At 40.6% G+C, this 18,432-nt stretch carries 14 protein-coding genes and 2 pseudogenes; 8 read left to right on the top strand and 8 right to left on the bottom strand.

The genetic code is table 11. The annotated features are described in order from the left end of the window. Nucleotides 1-168 precede the first annotated feature (168 nt). A complete protein-coding gene (gene sodC / locus B0184_RS02335) occupies nucleotides 169-711 on the top strand; it encodes a superoxide dismutase family protein (protein WP_005709394.1) in 543 nt (180 codons plus the stop codon). Nucleotides 712-762: 51 nt separating this feature from the next. Here the strand turns inward: sodC and hslO are convergent, their stop codons facing one another. Both hslO and hslR read right to left on the bottom strand, forming a co-directional pair. Beyond that, the gene (gene hslO / locus B0184_RS02330) at nucleotides 763-1,653 is read right to left on the bottom strand and encodes an Hsp33 family molecular chaperone HslO (RefSeq protein WP_039851567.1); all 891 of its coding nucleotides are present in this window, start codon (nucleotides 1,651-1,653) and stop codon (nucleotides 763-765) included. A gap of 74 nt (nucleotides 1,654-1,727) precedes the next feature. After that, a complete protein-coding gene (gene hslR / locus B0184_RS02325; protein WP_005709416.1) occupies nucleotides 1,728-2,138 on the bottom strand; it encodes a ribosome-associated heat shock protein Hsp15 in 411 nt (136 codons plus the stop codon). A 110-nt stretch (nucleotides 2,139-2,248) separates the two neighbouring features. Between hslR and B0184_RS02320 the strand changes: the two genes are divergently transcribed. The 4 genes and pseudogenes from B0184_RS02320 to B0184_RS02305 all read left to right on the top strand — a co-directional run bounded on the left by B0184_RS02320 (nucleotide 2,249) and on the right by B0184_RS02305 (nucleotide 7,104). After that, nucleotides 2,249-3,436, top strand: coding sequence for a Slam-dependent surface lipoprotein (locus B0184_RS02320; RefSeq protein WP_078177603.1), 1,188 nt, complete (start codon nucleotides 2,249-2,251; stop codon nucleotides 3,434-3,436). A 27-nt stretch (nucleotides 3,437-3,463) separates the two neighbouring features. Continuing rightward, nucleotides 3,464-3,827, top strand: a pseudogene (locus B0184_RS02315) (IS1595 family transposase); the annotation flags it as partial. Between the two features lie 289 nt (nucleotides 3,828-4,116). Further along, a complete protein-coding gene (locus B0184_RS02310; RefSeq protein WP_005708044.1) occupies nucleotides 4,117-6,192 on the top strand; it encodes a TonB-dependent receptor domain-containing protein in 2,076 nt (691 codons plus the stop codon). Nucleotides 6,193-6,243: 51 nt separating this feature from the next. Further along, a complete protein-coding gene (locus B0184_RS02305) occupies nucleotides 6,244-7,104 on the top strand; it encodes an alpha/beta hydrolase (RefSeq protein ID WP_005708050.1) in 861 nt (286 codons plus the stop codon). Between the two features lie 73 nt (nucleotides 7,105-7,177). Here B0184_RS02305 and B0184_RS02300 read toward each other — a convergent pair whose 3' ends face one another. After that, nucleotides 7,178-8,086: a 1,4-dihydroxy-2-naphthoate polyprenyltransferase gene (locus B0184_RS02300; RefSeq protein WP_005708048.1), complete on the bottom strand. Its 909-nt coding sequence runs from the start codon at nucleotides 8,084-8,086 to the stop codon at nucleotides 7,178-7,180. Between the two features lie 60 nt (nucleotides 8,087-8,146). On the opposite strand from B0184_RS02300, the gene tsaA reads away from it, so the two are divergent. Further along, nucleotides 8,147-8,884 carry a tRNA (N6-threonylcarbamoyladenosine(37)-N6)-methyltransferase TrmO gene (gene tsaA / locus B0184_RS02295; RefSeq protein WP_005708040.1) on the top strand — a complete coding sequence of 246 codons (738 nt, stop codon included), beginning with the start codon at nucleotides 8,147-8,149 and terminating at the stop codon, nucleotides 8,882-8,884. 48 nt (nucleotides 8,885-8,932) lie between these two features. Then, on the top strand, nucleotides 8,933-9,640 hold the full coding sequence (locus B0184_RS02290; RefSeq protein WP_005708049.1) for an SIMPL domain-containing protein: 708 nt from the start codon (nucleotides 8,933-8,935) through the stop codon (nucleotides 9,638-9,640). 49 nt (nucleotides 9,641-9,689) lie between these two features. On the opposite strand, the gene B0184_RS02285 is transcribed toward B0184_RS02290, so the two are convergent. The 4 genes from B0184_RS02285 to B0184_RS02270 all read right to left on the bottom strand — a co-directional run bounded on the left by B0184_RS02285 (nucleotide 9,690) and on the right by B0184_RS02270 (nucleotide 15,650). Next, on the bottom strand, nucleotides 9,690-10,547 hold the full coding sequence (locus tag B0184_RS02285) for a phosphoribosylaminoimidazolesuccinocarboxamide synthase (RefSeq protein ID WP_005708035.1): 858 nt from the start codon (nucleotides 10,545-10,547) through the stop codon (nucleotides 9,690-9,692). Nucleotides 10,548-10,691: 144 nt separating this feature from the next. Continuing rightward, nucleotides 10,692-10,955: a GrxA family glutaredoxin gene (locus B0184_RS02280; RefSeq protein ID WP_005708042.1), complete on the bottom strand. Its 264-nt coding sequence runs from the start codon at nucleotides 10,953-10,955 to the stop codon at nucleotides 10,692-10,694. Between the two features lie 40 nt (nucleotides 10,956-10,995). Next, complete coding sequence (locus B0184_RS02275; protein ID WP_005708047.1) at nucleotides 10,996-12,666, bottom strand: ABC transporter ATP-binding protein/permease; 1,671 nt, start codon at nucleotides 12,664-12,666, stop codon at nucleotides 10,996-10,998. A 245-nt stretch (nucleotides 12,667-12,911) separates the two neighbouring features. Next, nucleotides 12,912-15,650: a M16 family metallopeptidase gene (locus B0184_RS02270; protein WP_005708046.1), complete on the bottom strand. Its 2,739-nt coding sequence runs from the start codon at nucleotides 15,648-15,650 to the stop codon at nucleotides 12,912-12,914. 277 nt (nucleotides 15,651-15,927) lie between these two features. Between B0184_RS02270 and B0184_RS02265 the strand changes: the two are divergent. Next, nucleotides 15,928-16,158, top strand: a pseudogene (locus tag B0184_RS02265) (IS3 family transposase); the annotation flags it as partial. Between the two features lie 62 nt (nucleotides 16,159-16,220). On the opposite strand, the gene B0184_RS02260 reads toward B0184_RS02265, so the two are convergent. Next, the coding region (locus B0184_RS02260; protein WP_208609336.1) for a YadA family autotransporter adhesin at nucleotides 16,221-18,432 on the bottom strand (2,212 nt) is incomplete at its 5' end.

The following is an 18,432-nucleotide window of genomic DNA, read 5'->3' as shown; positions in this document are numbered from 1 at the left end:
AATTAAATAATGTTGTTTTGAGTGATAGCTTGCATAAATACAAGATTTTTGATGAAAATGCAATGCAAAAATGCAATGTTTTTGCCGATTACTTTATTCTAGAAAAAACAAAATGAAAGTGGTTAGAATATAACCACCTATAACGGTGCTTTTTAAGAGGAAATTAGGATGAAAATCAAAACAGCATTAGCGGTCATTTTAGGCGGATTATTTGCAACTTCTGTGGCAAACGCAAATGAGCCTGCGAAATTAGTGGTGAAAGTGCAACAATTGGATGTACAACACGGTAACAAAGATGTAGGTACGGTTGAAATTACTGAGTCTGCTTACGGCTTAGTGTTTACTCCAAATCTAACTGGTTTAGCAGAAGGTTTACACGGCTTCCATATTCACGAAAACCCAAGCTGTGAGTCAAAAGAGAAAGACGGCAAACTTACCGCTGGTTTAGCGGCGGGCGGTCACTGGAACCCAACCAACGCGAAAGGTCACGGCTTCCCGTGGTCTGACGATGCTCACTTAGGCGACCTTCCAGCCTTAACCGTGTTACACGATGGCACAGCAACACAACCTGTGCTTGCCCCACGCTTGAAAAAATTAGATGAAGTGAAAAATCACGCGATTATGATTCACGCAGGCGGCGATAACCATTCCGATCACCCTGCAGCTCTTGGCGGTGGCGGTGCGCGTATGGCGTGTGGTGTGATTAGATAATCTTACTGATAAGCATAAAAATGGGCGGAAATGATCCGCCCTATTTTTGTTTTATAGCCCTAATTGGTTTAATTTATCCGCTTCCGCTTTAAACTCTTCAATCGCTTTTTTATCGAAGAAATATTGCGTGCCACAACATTCGCATTGCATATCAATCACGCCATTCTTTTCGGCTAACATTTCTTCAATTTCTTCCGTTGGCAATAATAAAATCGCATTGCCAGAACGTTCGCGTGAGCAGCCACATTTGAACTCGGTATTCTGCGGTTCATAAACTTGCACGTGCTCTTCGTGGTATAGTCGATAAAGCAACTCTTCTGCGGTTAAGCCGAATAGCTCTTCATCTTTCACGGTTTCAGTTAAAGTGGCTAAATGCTCAAAATCTTCAGGCGTTCCTGTGCCGTCTGGCATAATTTGGAGCAACATTCCGCCAGCCACCGCTTTGCCTTCATATTCGCCAGTGCGAATCACTAAATGCGTTTGCAACTGCTCGGAACGCACGAAATAATCTTCTAAACATTCGCGAATTGTCGGTTTATCTAAGCCGATCACGCCTTGATAGCGTTCGCCATCGGTTGGAATGATAGAAATCACTAACACACCATTGCCGATCATTTCGTGTAAAGTGGCGGTTTCTGCCACTTCACCTTCTACGCGCGCTAATGCACGTAATTGCTGTTGTTCATTGCCATTTACTACTGCTAATTTTAATGGACCATCGCCTTGAATTTGCACGGTAATGGTACCTTCAAATTTCATTGTTGCAGTTAAAAGGCTGGTTGCGACCAACATTTCGCCCAATAAATTTTGTACTGCGATTGGGTAGTGATGGGTATTTAATGTTTCGGTAAAAGTATCATTTAAGCGTACCCATTCGCCACGCACTGCACGGTTTTGGAATAAGTAGCGATAGAGTTTGTCGTTGTCTTGTTTATACATAATGTTCCTTAAAATAAAAAAGCCCCTTAAATAAGGGGGAATGAATGTTGCACACAATATGGAGATACTTTTACAAATTACAAGATGTGCTCTTTAAATTTGACTAACTCTCGACGCTCTTTCTTATTCGGGCGACGCTCAGGATGCGGCATTGAGAGGGCATTTGCCTTGCGAGCAAACGTAATCGCTTCACGCTGTTTCACGCTTTTTTCAGTTTCTTGATAAAGCAGTTGTGCTTCTGGTGCACCTCGGCGTTGAGTGCTTAAGGCGATAACAATAATCTCTTTTTCTTCATTACCTTGACGTAGTTTGATTGTCGCACCGATTTCAACCGCTTTGCTGACTTTGGCTCGTTGACCGTTGTAGTGCACCTTTCCGCCCTCAATCATTGCTTTGGCAATCGAACGCGTTTTGTAAAAACGTGCCGCCCAAAGCCATTTATCAAGGCGCACTTCGTTATCAGATTGATTTTCGGTATTTTTCTTCATTGTTTGATTTCGCTTAATTTTTCTAAAGTTTTCAGTATATCGGCCTCTATCTTTTATGGGCAATTTTTGTTATGTTTTTATCGGTATAAACCATTAAAAAGGAGAAAAATATGGCATTGACTACACAATCTCTCGCCAAGTTTGGCTTAACTGCATTATCGGCATTTATTTTAACCGCTTGTGGAAGTAGTGGTGGCGGAAATAATAGTTCAGCACCTGCTGAAAATCTAGCACCACAAGTACAACAGCCTTCTAAACCGCAACAATCAAATCAACCTGCTCAAACAGTAAAACCTCAGCAAAGTAGTGGTGGCGGAAATAATAGTTTAGCACCTGCTGAAAATCCAGCACCACAAGTACAACAGCCAGCTAAACAGCAACAATCAAATCAACCAGCTCAAACAGTAAAACCTCAGCAAAGTAGTGGTGGCGGAAATAATAGTTCAGCATCTGCTGAAAATCTAGCACCACAAGTACAACAGCCAGCTAAACAGCAACAATCAAATCAACCTGCTCAAACAGTAAAATCTCAGCAATCTACAGAAACTCAAAAACCAGTTCAGCCTAAAATTGAACAAAAACCAGAGCAACCCAAAGTAAATACAAGTGGCACAGGAGCTTATAGTTTCATTAAAGAAATAGAAGGCAATGTTTCAGGTTTTGAAAAAGACATTCCTATCTATTCTTTAACCAGTTTCAATATGAATACGATTGATATTGATGGCATAAAAATTGAAATTCCGTCTGATGAATACCTAAACAATACTTGGGCAAGTTTTTCTAAAAAAGGGGAAACAAAAGATAAAGATAGAGAAGTAAACGTCTGTTGTGAAAAAAACTCAGATGTCCGTTTTGGTATTATTAGTTCTGTTGATTCGGAGGATATCCCAACCTATATGTTCTATAACGGTAATCCAACTCAAGTAATGCCAACAAGAAAAGCAATATATTCGGGGGATGTGATCTTTATGGGCGATTTTGATGGTAAGGATGATAATAAAATTGGATACCCAGTAGGAAAATCAGAATTTACTGTCAATTTCGGAGAGAAAAAACTCTCAGGCTCGTTAACAACACCGAACCAAAAAGTGATTAATATCAATGCTGATATTATCAACAATGCATTCGTTGGATCAGCAACATCAAACCACTTTAAAGCTGATGCAAAAGTTGAAGTGCAAGGTAAATTCTTTGGTGAAAACGCTAAAGAGTTAGGCGGTATTGCTGAATCTCACGATAACCATTTTGGCGCAGCATTTGGTGCTAAAAAACAAGGATCTGTACTAGATAACGACTAAAAATCCCATTTAGGTTAGAATAAACCAATGAGAAAAAGTCGCTTAAGTCAGCATAAACAAAATAAACTCATTGAACTGTTTGTCGTAGGTGTCACAGCAAGAACAGCCAGTGAATTGGTTAATGTAAACAAAAATACAGCCGCTTATTACTTTTATCGATTACGCTTACTCATCTATCAAACAAGCCCACGTTTTGGAAAATTTTGCTGAAAATCATAACCACATAAACGGAATTGAGAATTTTTGGAATCAAGCAAAACGTCATTTACGTAAGCTTAATGGCATTCCTAAGGAGCATTTTGAGCTGTATTTAAAGGAATATGAATGACGTTTTAACAACAGTGAAATAAAATCTCAAATTTCAATTTTAAAACAATTAGTTAAGGGGGCTGGTTATCTAGTACAGCCCCCAAAATTTTTTTACCAACTCTTTACATTAAGTATAAGAGTTATTATCATTTATATCATTTCCTATACCTCCTACTTTCTTATTCGGATATTTTAGTTTTTTATAATCTAACATTTCCTCACGCGAAAACAATCACACTCATGGAACACATAGCATCTAAACTCGCCCTCGTACGGTGATCATAAAATTCAACTGAGCGTTTTAATTAGCATCATAGCTTGCAAGCGGTCAGCTTTTCTCAAATTTTGACCAAATTGGTTAAGGATAATGTATGAAATCTATAAAAATGAAACTTTCACCTTTACGCCTTGCTATGCTTGCAGCATTAGTAAGCAATGCAATGGCAGAAGAGCAATCACTCGAACTTTCTCCGATTGTAGTAACCGCTTCAGGGGCTGTACAAGAATTGCGTGATGCACCCGCAAGCATTAGTGTAATCAGCCAAGCACAGCTAAAAAAACACCCTGCCAATCGTTTAGAAAATGCACTCCAAGATATTCCAGGGGTAAATGTAAGTGGCAGTAATGCGAATAAATCAGATATTTCTATTCGTGGTCTACCTGCCGATTACACTTTAATTATGGTAGATGGACACCGCCAAAATACGCGTGAATCTCGTCCAAATGGTAATGGTGGATTTGAAGGAGCATTCATTCCGCCTGTGAGTGCAATTGAACGTATTGAGGTAGTGCGTGGACCAATGTCTTCGCTTTATGGTTCTGATGCAATGGGTGGTGTCGTTAATATCATTACTAAAAATGCGACAAAAGAATGGACTGGCTCATTTTCTAGCGGTTTTACCGTTCACGATAAATCTGAATTTGGTGATGGCTATCACGGCGATTTCTTTGTTTCAGGTCCGCTAATTAGCAATGTATTAGGGTTGCAAGTTTATGGTGGCGGTAACTATCGTCAAGAAGATCGCCTGATTGGAGCATCAAACAAAAACAAAGATGGCAACCTTAACGCCAAATTAACCTTTACCCCCGTGGATAAACAAACCTTTATCTTTGAAGCGGGCCGTCATCGCCTATCTAAAGATGAAACCCCAGGAAAAACTATCGATTTAACCACAACACGTGGGGCTTCAGTAACAAAAAACAGCCCAAGCACTACCCGTGCAACCCGCAACCATTGGTCTTTCACTCACCAAGCAGATTGGGATTTTATGACTTCAGAACTTAGCTTCTCGCAAGAAGTGGCTAAACGTGAGGTGATGGTGAATGATGTGATGAACAGCCGTAAGCCAGAAATCAAAAACAATGTATTTGATGCGAAATTTATGTTGCCACTTTCTAACCATTTCTTCGTCTTTGGTGGACAAGCACAACAAGCAAAATTACAAGATGATTCTGTGACAAAAGTGCAAACTAGAACATTACCAAATGGCAAAAAGGCATCAAAAGCGATGTTTGAAAACAGCAAAAATAGCATCAATCAATCGGCATTCTTCTTAGAAGATCGCATTGATATTGGTGAACATCTGTTGCTTACTCTCGGCTCTCGCTTTGAAAACCACGAAAAATATGGCACACATTGGACGCCTAGAGCTTATGCGATCTACCACTTCAATGATAGCTTTACCTTTAAAGCTGGGGTAGCTAAAGCCTTTAAAGCACCAAGCATTCGTGAAATCAGTGAAAGCTATGTAACCTCTACCGAAGCCGGTGCAGGTGTCATTTATGGGAATAAAAATCTCAAACCTGAAACGAGTGTAAACCAAGAGGTTGCTTTCGCTTACAGCAATAATAACGGCTATAGTTCAAGTATTACCTTGTTTAATACTGATTTCAGAAATAAATTAACTAGCCACTACACTGGTAAGCCTGATCCTGTAACAGGGGCTAAATTGTATGAATATGCCAATGTAGGACGTGCGAATGTGAAAGGGGCGGAAATTGCTGCTCATATTCCTTTCAACGAACATTGGAATGCGGATTTAAGCTATACTTACCAACACTCTAAACGCCAATCTGATGAAGATGTCTCTGCCTCTAAAGTTAGTTTGCGCGGTTTACCGTTGGATAACACACCAAAACATTCTGCTAGTGCGAAGCTAAATTGGGACATGAGCGATGCGTTCACAGCCTATACTCGTGTGGCATATAAAGGCAAACAAATTTGGGCAAATCCACGTAATGGCGATAACAAAAATCCATTCCGTACCCGCAAGGCCTACACTACTGTTGATTTAGGTGCAACTTACCAATTTAACCCGAATGTTGCTCTTACTATGGCAGTGTTAAATATCGGTAATCACATTGGAGAGCGTGTGAACACCAATGGGGGCAGCTGGACAGTAGAAGATGGACGCCGTTTATGGACTAACCTTAACGTTACCTTTTAATCAGTTGGGAATTAGCAACATTTAGGCTTTCTAAATGTTGCTAAGCATTTTATGTTGCGATATTTTCTTTACTTTTGGTTGGGCTTGTTATTAATAGCAAAAAGCTATGCCGAGCCTGATTTCACCATTGCAAAACTTAGCTCTAAAATGACCGCTTATTATCATATCCACCAACAAGATATGCACTTTGAAAATAAGGCTTATCGCTTATTTATTGCCGAGCCGAAGCAGCAATCTAAGCCTTTACCAGTGCTTTACCTGCTTGATGGCAATGCACATTTTTCATTGGCGGTAAATGCGGTAAATCCTGATTTACCGCTTCCGCTGATTGTGGGCATCGGCTATGTTTCCGATAATGCTTATTCGATTAATGAACGTCGTCGAGATTACACTTTCGCCGTTCAAGACGAAACCTTCAAAAATGGTGGCGGTGCTGCCGATTTTCTACGTTTTATTCAAACCGAAGTAAAGCCTTATATTGAACAACATTATCGTATTCATAACAAAAAACAGCACTTCTTTGGGCACTCTTTTGGTGGACTTTTTGGGCTTTATATTCTATTCCATCAACCTAATTTATTTCAGTATTACACTCTTGCCAGCCCATCGCTTTGGTGGGGAAAGGGTGAGTTTTTACCTAAAAAGAGTGATTGGATTGCACATAAACCTGAGTATATTTTAATTACTCTTGGTGAGTATGAAGAGTTTCCAGAAAAAGATCCGCAAATAACATCTGAACAGAAACAACGCATTCAGCAACGCCAACAAATACGCCCATTTAATGCAGAGCAGTTGAGCGAAAAATTAAAATCACAGGGCAATAATGCTCACTTTCTTTGGATTTTAAACAAAAATCATGGGAACTCGATACCTGAAGCAATAAAATATAGTGTAGAGCTCATCCAGAAATAAAAAAGGCTAGAACCTTATATGTTGAGGTTTTAGCCTATATTCAGAGGAATCTTGCTTATTGTATGGCGAATTTCTATCCTAAGAAAATCCCCAAACTAAATAGCAAATTGGTGATTAACGCTAAGCCTGCCATCTGCCCTAAAATCGGGCGAAGTTCGATAGGGTCTTGATGGCGATATACAAATAAACCGTGTTTCACCAAAAGTGGCACAGCAAGTAAAAACAGATAATTGTACCAATGCTCAAAATTGCATATTGCAAAAATCAGGTAAGAAACGACCGCTAGTGCTAATAGAATCGCGTGGTAAATACGTCCGTTTTTCGAGCCAATGCGTACGATAAGGGTGTTTTTCCCTGCTTTACGGTCTTGGTTAATATCACGGAGATTATTGATATTAAGTACGGCAACCGAAAGCAAACCACAACCAAAGGCAGGGATAAAAATCATCGCAGGCAAGCTGTGAGCTTGCAGATAGAACACACCGATAACCGCAACAAAACCGAAGAAAATCAGCACGAATAAATCACCCAAGCCCAAGTAGCCATAGGCTTTTTTGCCGACCGTGTAGGTAATTGCGGCAACAATCGAAATCACGCCTAATCCTAAGAAGACCAACAGATCTTCAATTCCTTCATAAGCGTAGAAACTTAGTGCTGCCCCCGAAATAAAAGAAAGCACGCTTAATATAATCACTGCCATTTTGAGCTGTTCGCCCGTAATCGCACCGTGCTGAATCGCACGCAGTGGACCAATTCGCTCAGCAGTGTCGGATCCTTTTACGTGGTCGCCGTAGTCGTTCGCAAAGTTAGATAACACTTGCAATAAAATGGTCGTGATAAAGGCAAGTAGGGTGGTGATTAAATCAAATTTGCCTGCCCAATAGGCAAGCGCTGAGCCGATAATAATAGAAGCCAACGCAAGTGGTAACGTTTTCGGGCGAGCCGTGCTAAACCAGATGGCAAAGGTGGAATTTTTGTTCATTTTGGTGGTTTCGTTTAGAATAGATAAAAGAAAAACGTAGTTTAGCAAAAAAGAGAAATGATGTGTAATCCAATCAGTTTAAGCCCTGTGGCGGTGGTTGAAAGCCCGTATGATGAGAAATTTTCCGTGCCTCGCCAGCCTAATTTAGTGCAAGAAGGTAAGGGCATTTTACGCCTACTTCCGCCCTATAATACGCCCGATGCCGTACGTGGTATTGAGCAATTTAGCCATTTATGGCTGATTTTCCAGTTCCACCAAATCCCTGAACGGGAATGGCATGCCACCGTTCGCCCACCGCGTTTAGGCGGTAATGAACGTGTGGGGGTGTTTGCCTCACGAGCTACTCACCGCCCTAATCCTCTTGGGTTGTCTAAAGTAAAATTAGAACGGGTTGAATGCAAAGATGGCGAAGTGTTGTTACATCTGGGTAGCGTTGATTTGGTGAATGGCACGCCTATCTTCGACATCAAACCCTATATTCACTACGCCGACAGTGAACCTGAAGCCATTTCTGGCTTTGCCCAAGAAAAACCGCAAGCAAAATTAAGCGTTACATTTCTGCTTGAAGCGGAACAAGCGGTCAAAAAAGCTAAAAATTTTGCAAAGTTTGGCATAAATCAACCGCTTGCGTTTATTCACGAGGTAATTGCGCAAGACCCTCGCCCTGCTTATCAACAAGGGAAAAAATCAGATCGGATTTATGGGATGAATTTGGCGGGCTATAACGTGCGATGGAAAATTGATGAGCAAGATTTCACGAAAGCTGTAGTAATTGGCGTGGATGAAAGGAACTTTTGAGAACGATGATTTTCTAACTTGGGCTTTAAATATAAACAGGATTTAAAAATGAATTTGAAAAAATTCTTTATTATTTTACCGCTTGTAGGTGCAAGCTTTAGCGCTTCAGCAGAAGGATTAAGTGAAACCAAGCAAACAACGACTTTCCAATTCACAGCGGAAGTGAGCCGCACGGTGGAAAAAGATTTAATGGAAGTCAGCCTTTACAGTCGTAAGCTAGGTAAATCGCTGAATAGCCTTAAAAATGAAGTATCAGCGAATTTAAACAAAGTATTAGACGTTGCAAAACAATATCCTGACATTGAGGTGCAAGCAGATGGTATTTTAAACCGAGTGAACTACAACGATAAAGGTAAAGTGGAAGGCTGGGTGGCGGAAGGTTACATCAACCTTAAAAGCAAAAATTTTACTTCTATCGAAAAAGTGTTGGAAAACTTAGGAAACGATGTGGCGATTAACAATATCGGCTTTAGCGTTTCACCAGAAACGATGAAAGCGTTAGAAGATGAGATGACACTAGCGGTCATTAAACAATTTCAACACAAAGCGGAAGTGGTACAAAAAGGTTTGAATGCCAAAAGCTATCAGCTTGTAGATGTGCAACTGAATACGCCAAATGGGGTGGATAACCGCTATGATATTCGCCCAATGATGGCAATGGCAAAATCAGCAAGTTATGCGACAGAAGAGATACCATTGGAAGCAGGCAAAGAGACCATTTCAGCAACGGCTTCTGGACGTGTGGAATTTAAGTAAGGTAAAATAAGGACGTGAATTTAAGTTCACGTCCTTCGTTTTATTTTTATTATTTAGTTAATAAATCCAACACTTCTCGATATTTTGCAACCGTTTTCTCAATCACTTCTTGTGGAATTTTCGGTGCTGGTGCTTGTTTGTTCCAACCGCTGTTTTCTAGCCAGTCACGCACAAATTGCTTATCGAAAGATGGTGGGTTTGTGCCCTCTTTGTAGTTTTCTACTGCCCAGAAACGGCTAGAATCTGGCGTGAGTACTTCATCCATCAAAGTTAATACACCATTCTCATCTAAACCAAATTCAAATTTGGTGTCGCAGATAATAATGCCTTTTGTTAACGCATATTCAGCCGCTTTAGTGTAAAGTGCAAGTGCCGCTTCTTTTACTTGTTTAGCTAATGCTTTCCCGATTTGACGTTCGCACTCTTCATAGCTGATATTGATGTCGTGATCGCCCACTTCCGCTTTGCTTGATGGTGTGAAAATCGGTTCTGGTAATTTGCTTGCTTCCACCAAGCCTTCGGGCAAGGCTAAACCGCAAATCGTGCCCGTTTTTTTATAATCTTTTAAGCCAGAACCGGTTAAATAACCACGCACGATAGACTCAATTTTCACAGGAGTTAAGCGTTTACACACTACCGCACGATATTGGATTGCTTCAGCTTCTTCTTTTGGTAACACATCAAATACAGAATCGCCCGTGAAGTGATTTGGCATGATATCGGCTAATTTGTTAAACCAGAAATTTGAAATTTGGGTCAAGATTTCGCCTTTGTGCGGAATCGGCTCATCTAAGATAACATCAAAGGCAGACAGGCGATCCGTTGCCACCATAAGCATACGTTTGTCGTCAATCTCGTATAAATCACGCACTTTGCCAGAGTAGATTTTTTTTAAGCTGATTTGCATTTTGAGGTCCTATTTGAAGTGAATGTAAAAAATTGGTCAAATTATACCGCTTTACGCAAACGATTGCGAAGAATTTTAATAATATTAAAAGTTGATGCATAATAAAAAAGTCTAGCAAACGCTAGACTTTTTCTTTTGGTGTAACTAAACCTCAATTCCAAACTTCTCTTTCACTAACGCTTGGAAATCGGTGCAACCGCCAACGTGAACGTTATCTAAGAAAATTTGTGGCACGGTTTCAACTGGCTTGCCAACACGTGGCACTAAATCTTCTTTGGTAATCCCTTCTTCAGGCATATTCACAAATTTAAAATCGAAATCAGCTAATTCTGATTTCATTTTTTCTGCTAATGCTTTTGCACGAATGCAATATGGGCAAGTTAAACGCCCATAAATTTCAACAAACATCGTTACCTCTCTGTTTTTCCTTGTTGTAAGTAACAGCATCTTACTCTTTGTAAGCGGTTAAATCTATCTCTTGATCTGCAAATTTTTCTAATTCGGCTTGGTGACTAATATAAACCACCGACGATTGCGGTAAATGTTGCTTAATCAAGCCAAACATCGCTTGAGCAGATTCGCTGTCAAGGCTAGAAGTCGCTTCGTCTAGATAAATCACTTCAGGCTTATTGAGTAAAATACGAGCAAAAGCAATACGTTGTTGCTCGCCGCCTGAGAAAACGTGATGCCAAGCCTGCTGCTCTTGCAAACGATTTTGCCACTGCTTCAATCCTACATCTGCTAACACCTGATTCATCTCGTCATCAGAATGACTTTGATGCTCTGGATAACTCAACACATCTGCAAGCGTGCCTTCATTTAAGTAACTACGTTGTGGCACAAGTAAACTCTTACCTTTCGGCACCTTATATCCGCCATCAAAATAGTCCCAAATACCACTGAGTAAACGTAGGAAAGTTGATTTACCCAAACCGCTTTTTCCTTTCAAGCGAACCCATTTTTGTCCATCAATGGCAAGCGATAAATGGCTAAACAAGCGGTCATTTTCTGGGGTATAAATTGCAAGTTCTTGCATATCCAGCAATTTATCTGAGCTTTCTACTTCTGATTTAATCAGCTGTTCAAGCTCATTCATTTCACGTTGCAATTGGCTCAAACGGCTAATCGAAGCCGACCATTTTGGCAAGCTAGAATAGGCAAAAATAAACCAGCTAAAAGCGTCAATCACCACGCTAAATGCGGTGCGAATTTGCATAATGCCCCCAAAGGTAATCGCCTTAGTGGCTAAAAGCGGGATTGAAAAAATCACGGGCAACAAAAGTGAAAAGCGGTCGTAGCCTACGGTAAAGAAACCTAGCTGTTTTTCTTTATCCATCAACGCACGCCAGTTGGTTACAATTGCTTTAAATTCTGCAAAAAGAGAGGCTTTTTCGACCGCTTCCCCTTTATACAACGCAATCTGCTCGGCATTTTCCTGCTTACGTACAAGGCTAGCACGGAAGTTCGCCTCGAATTGTTGTTGATGGTAATTCAACTTGTGTAATTTTCGCCCGATTAAATGGGTAATAATCGTGCCTAATACAGCATAAATCATTGCTACCCAAACTAAGTAACCCTCTACAACAAAACTCTTGCCAAACAGGGTAAATTCAGGCGATTTTGCTAAATTCCACAACACCATAAAGAACGCCCAAAGCTGGATAATATTGAAAATCAACGAAAGTGTCAGTTCAATGGTGTACTCAATAAAAATGCTAATGTCTTCCGCAATACGTTGGTCGGGGTTGTCCATTTTCTTGCGATGCGCCAAGCGGTAATAGATCTGCTTAGAAAACCATTTTTCCAAGAACTGCTTGGTCATAAATTCGCGCCAGCGAATAATCAACAACTTCCGTAACCAAGTGCGGTAAACGTTAATCACGATAAAAATTGAGATGTAAATAAAATACTCGTTCAAAAGCGTGTAGGATTTCTCGATTTCAAAGTTAGAAAGGGCATCATAAAAGCCTTTCGACCAGTTGGAAATTTGTACGTTGAGGTAAGTAATCACTGAGCCTATGCCGATCACGACACCTGCGATCAGCCATGCCAACCAGTTGGATTTTCTGCCCCAATAGGGTTTGCTAAGGGAATAAAAGTTTTTGAGGAATTGTTTCATATTAAAATTTTAGGGTTTGTATTCCTAATTCCTCCGTTTTTTATTCTGTCAAATCTCCCTTCCCCCTCTTTGCTAAAGAGGAGAGCGCTAAAAATCAAATTTTAATTATCTAACTTCACATTGAGATCAAAATATCCAATGTTCGTGTTTACAGAAAGAAAATCGCCCTCTTTAGCAAAGAGGGGTAGGGGAGATTTGACACTAGTAATTAACGAAGAAATTAGTTTTTTCTACACTAATCTGAGTTATCTCTTCGGCGTTGTAATAAACACCTTCTCATTATTGGTGTTATATATCTCTTTTGCCATCTCTTTCACATTATCAAGTGTGATGCCATCAGCAAGGCTTTGCATATCTGTGAGATATTGCGGATTGCCTGTGTGGTTTTCGCTTAAAATCAAACGTGCCAACCATGTTCTTGGCTCTTGCAAGCGATCTTTTTCTGCCGTGACAAACTGTGTTTTCGCAATTTTTACATCTTCTTCAGTGATCTGCTCTGGCAAAGCATCAAATACCGCACGGGCTTGCCCAATGAGCTTATCCGCATTATCAGGATTCGCGACAAAAGAGAGCTCACTTTCGATACGATCAGTTTCAGAATTGAGCGAGCTTTCAAAGCGCAAGCTGTAAATACCCAACTCCTTATCTCTTAACGCCATTTTGAGCTTATTCGTCGCAATATTGCGTAAGATTGAGACTAAAACTGCGTCTTTTCCTTGCCATTGATGCGAGCTAAACGCCCACATTTTTACGTCTGATTTCGGCTCAGGATTCATCGCAAAACTAGCAATTGCCTTGCCTTCCGTTGGTAAAATTTGGGCAGAATCGAACCGCTTGCTGCGTGGGAAATCGCTTAAAAATTGCGTTACCAAGCCTTTCATTTCGTCTTCATTCATATCATTCATGAAATAATAAATGGTTGGAGCTTGAAGCATTTTTGCCCACTCTTCATTAAGAGATTTGTCGGTTAATTGTTCCAGAGAATCTTTGTTTGGCAGAATATCATCCACTTCCTCTTGGTTGTAACGCAATATTGAAATTGCTTTTAAGCGTTCATTTTCGCTGTTTTTACCATTTTGTGTTGCTATCATTTTTCCAAGCGTTTCTTTGGTTTCATCCAAACCGTCTTTTACTTTGGTTTCCGCTTGATAAGCGTAGAACAGACGCAAGAAATCCGCCAATTTCACATTTTCGACCGACCCATCAAAGATCAATTTAGTCGCTGTCTGCTTGAGAGAAATACTGACTTTGTTCAGTTCTTTCCAATGTTTCAACTGTTCAGGTTCCCAATCAAGCGGTGCATTTTGTGCAATTAATTGCAATGCCACTTGGCTCTGCCATTCGCCCAGCCCCTTCGCTTTAAAGCCCGCTGAACTTTGAGCTTGGAAGTAAGTTTTATCTTTCGCAAGCGGAGATTTTAACCAAACCACTTTATCACCGTTTGAAAGCGTCCAATGTTGCACATTTTGTGCATCAAATTTTTCTACATTCGTGATTGAGCCTTTGGCTTGCACGTGTTCAAGTGACATCGGCACAATCTCTTTCTCTTTTTGTGGTGCAGAAATTTCCGCTTTTTGTGCCTCTGCTTGCAACTGAGCCACTTGAGTTTCGCTGATTTCTAGCTTGGTATCACGCGGTGGCTGATATTGAACAATGCGATCTTTTGCCTCAATCCATTGCTGAATACGAGCGTTTACTTCCGCCGCGGTGATTTTTTTCAGCATCGGTTCAGATAAATTAGCAATTTCAGGCTGAGTCAGAAAAGGTTTATCGAGCAATGTAGTGTCTACCATCGCTTGTACCCAGCGGGAAAACTCGCGGTCGCCATCGTATTTTTTGGCATTCTCAATTTGAGCTTGAATCGGTGCTTTCTGTTTTGCTAATTCCTCTTCTGTAATAGGGAAGCGTTTTAGGCGTTCGATCTCTTCGAAAATCTGTTTTAATCCTTGCGGATGCCCAGTCGGTTCAACAGTTGCAAATAAACCGAGAGCTGTAGTTTGCGTACCGATGTCAGATTTTCTTGGCATTACCGCTGAAACGCCTTTCGGTAATACTTCCGATTGGTTGCGGAAACGTTGCACAATGCTAGCAAGTGCCAAACGATCTAACAAGCGTTGATAACGTCCATCATCCGTTTGAGCACGGCTCGCACCATCGTTAAAACGCAAAATATAAGCCACTTGGCTTACACTACTACGTGGGTCTTGCAGTTTGTTGATCTGTAAATGATCCGTCAAGGTTGGGTTTAAATAATCCCGCACAGGCGTGTTTTTCTTCTCTACTTTGCCAAAATAGCGGTCGATTTCTTCCTTCGCTTTGCTAGGATCCACATCACCCACCACCAACAAATTCATATTGTTTGGTGCGTACCACGTTTGGTAGAACTGCTGTAACTGGGTGGCAGGCATTGAATTGATGCTCTGCTCTGTACCAATCACGCGATGGCGGGCATAACGCGAATTCGCACGTACGGAGGCGGTACGTTGTTCGTTCATTGTTGCCCCAACGCTTAAACCTTGACGCCACTCTTCTAAGATAATTTTGCGTTCATCATCTAAATCTGCTTGGGTTAATTTTGCCCCAAACAGCATTTGAGACAAAGCATCAAAACTTTTCGACAACCCCGCCGTGTTCGGTGGGGTCATCATATAAGTGGTGCTATCGGATGTAGTCACCGCATTATAGTTTTTACCACGTACCCATTTTTGTTCGTGTAAATAGGGCATCAAGCCGTTCGGGTGAGCGTTTGTACCACGGAAAACAAGGCGTTCAACCATATGTGCCACACCCGCTTGATCGTCATTTTCATCGACTGATCCTGCATTCACCCGCATTCTGATTTCGATATGCTCTTTTTCATCGTGCAGGGGCAGAATGGTGTATTTCAAACCGTTGTCTAATTGACCTTGAATGGGGGCAGATTTTTCCGCCACCGCAAAATTGGATGCCACTAACAGGGCAAGTGTTGTCAGAGCAAAACGCATGATTTTTCCTTATGTTTTTGCCTAAAAAGAAAAGCTTCTCGCTTCATTTTGCCACTTGCAAATAAAACGAGAGGGAATGTAAGCGGTGGAATTTTAGCAGAAATTTGCAAATGCTTTGAGAAATTTCACCGCTTGTTGAGGATTACCAGTTATAGGTTGCCCCTAACCAGAAGTTGCAACCCATTTTACGTGTATATCTTTAAGTTCTCACCAATTCCTTCACGTAATTTGTTTGCTAGAATACTTTCTGCACATACTCAGGGAGAATGGCATTTAACAAAGTATGTCAAGGAAGGGGAATGGTTTAGATAATAGTACGATGGAAAGCTTCTTTAGATGATTAAAAACGGAATGTTATTACGGCAAACGATTTGAAACGTTCGAACAACTGGAAAAAACGATCCACGAGTACATTCATTATTACAACCATGAGCGAATTCATGAGCGAATTCAAGAGAAACTAAAAGGACTGAGCCCTGTGAATGACAGAACTCAGTCCTTGAACTAAATGAGTCTAACTTTTTAGGGTCAGATCACTTTTGCTGGGTTTTTATTTTACTTACAAGTTAATTACCATTGGTAGCCAACACTTGCACTTGCACCAGAGTGGCCTTGTGAATTGCTGTTTACTGTGAATTTAACCCCAACTTTACCATTATCTGATAAGCGAGAGTAACCCACCGCCAACGCATTTTGTCCACGATATGTACCTGCACCGACAGACACCATAGATTTACCAGCTGTCGTAACATGATATAACCCACCTGATGCTAAAGCACCCGCAATACCTGCACGTAAGCCTTTATCAACATTATTGATTTGATTGCTGATATTACCTGCAACATATTTCAATTGGTTTACATTCACAGCATCGGTGCCATCTTTACCTGGTGCAACATTGGTAATACGTTTACCGCCAGCGTTGATACCGTTTTCGTTGATATTAACGTCACCCACTTTCACTTCTTTTGCAGTGACAGAGTTTACTTTAATATCATCTTTCATCGATACTTTCACACCGTTTTCATCTGCAGTCGTGGTAATGTTTTTACCATCACCATTGACAGCCACATTGCTACCTAGTTTTTTCACACCGGTCGAACCTTTATCTGCATTAAAGGTTAAACCTTTCGTGGTAACTTCTGTATGAGCATCTACACCTTTCTTGATATCTTCTTTCGTTTTATCTGAAAGATCAACGGTATAGTCAGTCACAGTTGTTGAACCATCTTTATGCGTATTAGCAGCTTTTGTCACTTTAACGTGATCAGAACCAGCTTCAACTGCTGCAGAAGTATCATTAGCACTCACTTTATAGATAGTTTGACCATTAGCACCTGTACTTGATCTCACATCAATATTATCCCCTGCGGTAACTTCAGTTTTCGCAGCGTTTAATTGTTTGACGTTTACTGCATCAGTATCTTTTTCACCAGCTTTTACATTGGTAATACGTGTTGCATTATTGTTGCCATCAGATATTTTTAAACCTTCATCTGTTTGAGTTAATTTAACTTTTACCTTACCGGTTGTATCAATGATGTTGATGCCTTCAACTTCAGGTGTTTTCTTAATGGAAACAGTAACAGTATTGCCATTTACTTTGGTCATTACATTTTTACCATTGTCAAATTGGTCAGCATCAGTATTACCTTCACCACCTTTAATATTAACAGTTGTGTTTAACTTCGCTTTATGAGCTGTACCACTATTACCTGCGAAAGTTAATCCGCCCTCAGCAACCTCAGATTTGAAGTCTTTCAACTGTTTCACATTTACAGCATCAGTGTCATTTTCCCCTTCTGCAACATTGGTTATTTTGTTACCACCGTTGTTTAAGCCTTGGTTGGTTAAGGAAACAGTTTTATTTGTCACACCATTCGGGTCTGCAGATGAATTAATTGTAATACCATTATTATTCACCACAGTATCACCAATGGTCACCGAGCCTTTATTGCCTAAGTTCACTTTTTCAGCTAATTGAACGTGTAATTTGCCATCTTTTGCATTCACGCCAATATTGTCTTCAGTTAAGTTGCCTTTTGCACCGCCTACAATATCCAAACGCTCATTTGCTTTTTTAGCAATCACGTTACTTTCCGCTTGATTGTCTTTTGCTGCCACATAATTATCGCCAGCATATTTTTGACCATCATCAAGCGTTGCCAATTCATGAGTTTTATCAGAGCTTCCCGGTTTAGTTGGGTCAGCTTTCTCAACGTAAACTAGACGTGTTTCACCATCTTTGCCATCCACGCCCACTTTGCCATCTTGACCTTTAATGGTTAAGCCGTTTTTACCATCTTTACCATTTAAGCCGATAGAGCCGTCTTTACCGTTGATTGCAACAGCAGAACCGTCTTTACCGTTTACGCCAATAGATCCATCAACGCCGTCTTTACCCGGTTTGCCATCAGCCCCAGGAGTGCCTTTTTCTCCCACAACAACTTGGTTTTTCAAGCCGTAAGTGTAAGTCACGTTACCGTCTTTCACTTCTTGTTTTAAAGTCAAGTTATCGCTTGCAGCAAAGTTGACAGATTTGCCTGATGCAACTGTGGTTTCTGTTCCTGTTTCCACTAGGTTTGAACCTGTTGCATTTGTTTTAAAGCTATAATCTTTGATTTTGCTTGCTAAGCCGCTCAAATCAATTTTAGCTTCAGTGTTTGCTACAACTTTTCCATTGCCATCGGTATAAGTCAGTGTAACTGATTTATCTGTGTCATTATAAGTGTATGTGGTTGGTGTAATATGGCGTTCTGTTGATTTCAACTGAGCCACGTTT

This window comes from Haemophilus paraphrohaemolyticus (assembly GCF_002015045.1).
GTDB classification, from domain to species: Bacteria; Pseudomonadota; Gammaproteobacteria; order Enterobacterales; family Pasteurellaceae; genus Haemophilus_A; species Haemophilus_A paraphrohaemolyticus.
Note: the sequence above shows the minus strand (reverse complement) of the source record. Positions and strands in the feature narration are given on the sequence as shown.